At 68.6% G+C, this 5,838-nt stretch carries 5 protein-coding genes; all 5 read right to left on the reverse strand.

All coding sequences use genetic code 11. The annotated features are described in order from the left end of the window. Nucleotides 1–787, reverse strand: a 787-nt coding sequence (locus tag U9980_RS20250) for a carbon-nitrogen hydrolase family protein (protein WP_322769360.1), incomplete at its 3' end; no start/stop codon positions are given. 115 nt (nt 788–902) lie between these two features. Beyond that, a complete protein-coding gene (locus U9980_RS20255) occupies nt 903–2,588 on the reverse strand; it encodes a bifunctional metallophosphatase/5'-nucleotidase (protein ID WP_322769361.1) in 1,686 nt (561 codons plus the stop codon). Between the two features lie 242 nt (nt 2,589–2,830). Beyond that, nucleotides 2,831–3,649, reverse strand: coding sequence for a TIGR03943 family putative permease subunit (locus tag U9980_RS20260; protein ID WP_322769362.1), 819 nt, complete (start codon nt 3,647–3,649; stop codon nt 2,831–2,833). Continuing rightward, a complete protein-coding gene (locus U9980_RS20265; protein ID WP_416210336.1) occupies nt 3,646–4,581 on the reverse strand; it encodes a permease in 936 nt (311 codons plus the stop codon). The genes U9980_RS20260 and U9980_RS20265 overlap by 4 nt, the downstream gene beginning before the upstream one ends. A gap of 148 nt (nt 4,582–4,729) precedes the next feature. Next, nucleotides 4,730–5,815, reverse strand: coding sequence for a glycosyltransferase (locus U9980_RS20270; RefSeq protein ID WP_416210337.1), 1,086 nt, complete (start codon nt 5,813–5,815; stop codon nt 4,730–4,732). Nucleotides 5,816–5,838: the final 23 nt, after the last annotated feature.

Consider the following 5,838-nt stretch of genomic DNA (forward strand, 5'->3'; position numbering starts at 1 on the left):
GCCGGCGGTTGTCAAGGACCGCGATCTTCTGGCGCACTGCCGTGACCTCGTCGATGTCCAGCTCCGCTATGATCATGCCGGGTTCGGCGCCGAGCTGCTCACGGATCGAGCCGTCGGGGCCGACGACGGCGCTGAAGCCGATGCCGGTGGGAGCGGTCGCGGACGTCTCGACACCGACCGAGCTCGGATCGGCCTGACCCACGGCGGCGAGCCAGACGGTGGCGTCGAGTGCCCGAGCGCGGATCAGCAGGTCCCACTGCTCACGCTTACCCGGTCCAGCGCCCCACGACGCCGGCAGCAGGCAGACCAGGGCACCGGCGTCGGCGTGGGCGCGGAACAGCTCGGGGAAGCGTACGTCGTAGCAGGTGGCGAGGCCGATCCGGACCCCGTCGACGTCCACGGTCACCACCTGGGATCCGGGGGCGACCGTGCGGGATTCGGTGAAGCCGAACGCGTCGTACAGATGGATCTTGTCGTAGCTTGTATCGACGCCGGGCCCGGTGACCAACAGCGTGTTGGTGACACGCCCGTCGGGCGCGGGGGTGAACATCCCGGCGACGACCACGATGCCCACCTCCGCCGCGATCCGGCGAACGTCGCCGGCCCAGGGGCCGTCCAACGGTTCGGCGACGGGTCGCAGCCGCACTCCGAAGCGGGCCATCGTCGCCTCGGGGAAGACCACGATCCGCGCGTCCTGCTCCGCCGCGTGGAGCGCCTGGCCATGGACGATGTCGAGGTTCGCCTTCGGGTCGAGGTCGGCGACGATCTGGCTGAGCGCGATCCGCACGGGACTGCCACCTCCGGGTTCAAGATCCTAGCCGGTCGGGCGAATCATCATGCGGTAGAGCGTCCGGGCCTGGTGCCCGCTGAGGCAGACCAGGCCCGGACGCGGGGATCGACTGTTACGGCACCAGCGTGATCCGGTTGGTGACCGGCGGTGCCAGCGGTGAGTTGGCAGCCAGGTAGGCGGCGAACGCATCCAGGTCGATGCCCTGGTTTACCATGTTGGTGCCCTCGGTGAAGACGGTGAACCCGTCACCGCCGCCGGCGAGGAAGTTGTTGACAGTGATCCGGTAGGAGGCCGCGGGGTTCAGCGGCTGCCCGCCGATGACCACGTTGCTCACCTTCGAGCCGACGGGTGCGCTTGTACTGTAGCTGTAGGTGATTCCGGCGGGCTGGAGAATCCGGTTGGTCGTGGCCTGTTGTTCCAGCACCCGCTTGATGGCGTCCCCGCTGATGGTCATCGCGGTGAGCAGGTTGTTGAACGGCTGAACGGTGAAGGCCTCGCCGTAGGTCACCTCACCGGGCTGTTCGGCACCGGACGGGGCGTAGGTGAGGTCCGCCCGCACACCGCCGGGGTTCATGAACGCGGCAACCGCGCCACCGGTGGTCGCGGAGCTCGTCGCGGCCAGCTGCGCGTCGGCGATGGCATCGCCCATCGGGGTTTCGCCAGCCGGTGAGGCGGTACGGGTGAGGTCGGAGGTGATGCGCCCGATGACCCTGTTTTCCAGAGTCGCGGACTTCGCACCGTACTCGTCCACGAGTTCGCTGACATCGGGGTCAGGAGTGACGTCGCGCGTCACAATGTGATTTGCGGCGGTGGCGCTGACGACGGTGTCCGACTTCCTGTCGATGGTCAGGTGAATGTCGGTGAGGGCCCGGCCGAAGGACGCGGCCTGAGTGACCAGGTGACCGTCCACGACACAGTTGTATGCCTGGTGGGTGTGGCCAGAAACGACCGCCGAGATTTCCGGGTCCAGCTTCTTGGTGATATCGACGATCGGTCCGGAAAGGCCGGTGCAGCCGTCATAGGTACCGGTGCTCGCCTGCGCCCCGCCCTGGTGGATGAGAAGCACGATCGTGTGTACGCCAGCCTGCTTGAGCTGGGCGGCGGCGGCGTTCGCCGTAGCCACCTCGTCATCGAAACGCAGGCCCTTGACGCCCTCGGCGGTGACGATGGTCGGGGTGTCCTTCAGGGTCATTCCGATGAACCCGACCGGTACGCCCTGGAACCGCCGCACCGTCCACGGCTTGAACAGCGGCCGGTCCCGATGTACGTCGATGACGTTGGCCGCGAGGTATTCGAAATCCGCGCCGCCGAACCAGCCGAGCTGGCAGCCGTCCACCGGGTGGCAGCCGCCGCGCTGCAACCGGCGCAGTTCGTCCTTGCCCTCGTCGAACTCGTGGTTCCCGACGCTGCTGATGTCGACGCCCATCTCGTTGAAGATGTTGATCGTCGGCTCGTCGTGAAAGAGAGCAGAAATCAACGGGCTGGCGCCGACATTGTCACCGGCGGAGACGGTGACGGAGTTGGGGTTACCTTCCCGAAGCTTCTTCAACCAGGTCGCGAGATAGACGGCGCCACCCGCGTCCACGCTGCCGATCTTCCCGCCGCTACCTGTCGGCGGGCGCAGGTTGCCGTGGAAGTCGTTGAACCCGAGTATCTGTACTTCGACCTGGGAGCCGCGGCGCCCCTGGTTCGACTGTGAAGTCGCAGCCGCCGGCATCACGAAGGCTAACGTCGCCGCGGCTACACCGGCGACACCGACGACGCCCCAGCGGGCGCGTCGGGACGAGAGAAAACTCATGCTGCTCCGTTCTGAGTGGGTCGGCCGACGACTGCGCGATCGCTGCTGCATATGCAGCCGGCGCCGTCGGCGGCCCCGATGGACGGTAGGAGAAAGTGAGTCGGGCGGCGAGAAGGCTATTGACCGGTGGCGGCTCCAGCCGCACAGGAGGCCTACTGTCCGGTGAACAATTCGCGGCGCTCATGGCCGCGCGGAAATGTCCCGGTCGATTCGCCGTACCGGCGAGCCCACCGGCATGGCGGTTATGTCTCGTACGGATCGACCGGGGTTGGAATGACGTCCAGTGTGCGTGCCGCAAATTTCGGCCTACCATGATCGGGAATGCTGCCGTCCCAGGTCGCCAGTACCGTCACCCAGGTGTTTTCGGCGGGTGCGGCAACGCCGTCTGGAAGCGTGAGATCAACGGCCGCGGCTTCGGCGTCAGCGGCGCAGCACCGGATCACGAATCGGGTCAGTAGGATCTGCCGGCCCTCGGGTACCGCCACGAAACCGGTCATCTGGACGGTCGTCCCGGCAAGCGACCGGCCGCGGTCGTACGTCCGTTCGACGATCTCCCGCATGGGGAGGGTGGCGATCCCGTCCGGTCCCGGGTGCAGCGGCCCGTAGGGGACAGCCCGCGGTGGTGGCACGGTGATGGTGGCACGCCTCGCGCTGAAGGCGCCCAAGGACGGCGGGGCGACCACGTAGATCACGGCGACGGGCAGTAGGAGCAACAGCGCCACGCCCGGTGGACCGTGCCGGTGGGCGGATTGTGTCTGGTCATGGTTGCCGGCGCTGGCGTAGCGCACCAGGGCGACCGCGCCGAGCAGGGTCACCAGCCCGCCGGCGGCCAGCAGCGGGATGCGCATGCCTACCCGCACGTAGGACGTGTAGGCGCCGGTCTGCGCGAGTCGCAGGAAGGTGATGCCCATGATGAGCAGCAGGAGTCCGCCGATCGGGCCGATGTGGGTTCCGGCGCCGGCCTCGGTGGTCTTGTGGTCATCGTCGGTGTCAAGACCCGTGCGCCCGTCGAGGGCGTCGAGGGCGTCGAGGGCGTTGCCATCAAGGTCACTGTGCGTCACAGCACAACCGTCCCGACCACGGCCGCGGTCATGACTGCGGTGAGAAAGGTCACCGGCGCGAACCGTGAGGTCACCTGGCGACCGAAGGTCCCCACCTGCATGGCGATCAATTTGACGTCAATCATCGGTCCGACGACGAGGAAGGCCAGTCGCGCGGTCAGTGGGAACTGGGACAGGCTCGCGGCGACGAACGCGTCCGCCTCGGAGCAGACGGCCAGCGCAACCGCCAGCACCGCAAGAGCGATCACTGTGAGGATGCCGGCGCCCGCCACCGCGTCCAGCGCCGATCGCGGCACCACGACGTTGAGCGTCGCGGCCAGCGCCGCGCCGAGGACGAGAAAGCCGCCGGCGTGGAGGAAGTCGTGACCGGCGACATCGGCGAGCCGGCGCAGCCGCAGGCCGCCACCGCGTCCCCCATGATGATCTCCGTCGGGGGCGGTGTCGTTCTGTTTCAGAATCGGTACGCCGAACCGGTGCCAGATCAACCCGACAATGATGGCCGCGAGCAGCGAGGCGATGAACCGCGCCAGGACCATCCGCGGGTTGTTCGGAAAGGCGACGGCGGTTGCGACGATCACGACCGGATTGATGGCCGGCGCCGCCAGTAGAAAGGTCAACGCCGCCGCCGGTGGCGCTCCGCTGTCGATGAGGCGTCTGGCGACGGGCACCGAGCTGCATTCGCATCCAGGCAACAACGCGCCGGATACCCCGGCCAGCGGCACGGCGAGCACGGCCCGGCGCGGCAGTACCCGGGCCAACGCGCCGTCGGGGACGAACGCGGCCACCGCGCCGCTGATGAGCACGCCGAGAACGAGGAAGGGGAACGCCTGAACCGTCACGGCCAGAAAGATCGTGCACCATGTACGCAGGCCCGGTGCGTCGGCGAAGACGACCGTGAGAGTCACAGCGGTGACGGTGACCAGCCCGCCCACGGCGGCCCCAGCGCTCGACAGCGGCGGAACGGCGTCGGGTGGGCCAAGGGAACGGACATCGTACACAAAGCAGACCGTAGCGGTTGGATGCCCGACATCGGGCTCCCATCGTGTGCCGTTCACCAGCTGCATCACCGTTTTTCACCGGTCAGACGCGACGGCCCTTCCAGGTGGCGGTGCCGTGTAGCCGTCGAATCCAGGACAAGGCGGTCAGGTAGCCGTACACGCAGATGGACAGCGGGTGCGCCAGGGCGTCGGGCCACGCCCGGCCGCCGGTGCGCCGTGCCGCGATCACCCGGCTGGCCACTGCCGCGACATAACCGGCAAGGCCCGCCCGGGAACCGCGCATCATGGCAATCGCCGGAAGCACGAAGAGCCAGGCCAGGACGCCGACCTGGCCGGCGCTTGCGCCGATGTTCCCGCCGGCGGCCCACAGCGACTTGGCATAGCCGTCACGCAGGGCCGGCCAGCCGTTGTACATCCTGGTATATGCGATGTCCGTTCCGTCTGCGACGACCCCGTGCCCGCCCGCGGCCTTCACCGCCCGCAGGAGCGCGATGTCCTCGAGGACATGGTCACGGACGCGGGTGTGTCCACCGGCCCGGTGATAGGCAGCCGTGTCGACGCACAGGAGCTGGCCGTTCGCTGCGGACAACGACGGCCGCGGGGACCGTTCAGCCAGCCGCAGCGGCAGGAGCGCGAGCCACGACCACTGCAGGAGCGGCTGAACCAGCCGTTCCGCGAGGGTGTGGGCGTCCTGACGGGGGTAGGGCGAGACAAGGTCGAGGCCGGTCGCGCGCAGCAATCCGACCGTCCGGGCGATTCCGTCCGGGGCGACGGTGACGTCCGCGTCGATGAAGACCAGCACGTTTCCCCGGGCCGCGTCGGCGAGCCGGGCGCACGCGTGCGGTTTGCCGAGCCATCCGACCGGCACTGTGCTGCCGTGAACCACCCGGACGCGGCCGTCACGGTCGGCCATCCCGCCTGCCAGCTCCGCGGTTCCATCGGTGGAGGCATCGTCATAGACGATCACTTCGAGGTGGGGGAGCGCGACCGATGCCAGCACCGCCGACAGGCATGGGACCACCCGCTCGACTTCGTCGCGCACCGGCAGCAACACGCTCACCAGTTCGGCCACCGGCTCGGCGCTCGGCGGGACCCGCAACAGGCGGGCGTTCACGGCGGTGTGGACAGTGAGCACGCCCGCTGCGACCGCGCTCGCCACCGGCGACAGCCGTGCCCAGCTGCCCGGCCGTG

It is taken from the genome of Protofrankia sp. Cr1, assembly GCF_963555865.1.
In the GTDB taxonomy this organism is placed as follows: domain Bacteria; phylum Actinomycetota; class Actinomycetes; order Frankiales; family Frankiaceae; genus Protofrankia.

Bases quoted from the DNA above. Each gene is read 5' to 3' on its own strand.
- U9980_RS20255 (WP_322769361.1), bottom strand. From the start codon at position 2,588: ATGAGTTTTCTCTCGTCCCGACGCGCCCGCTGGGGCGTCGTCGGTGTC.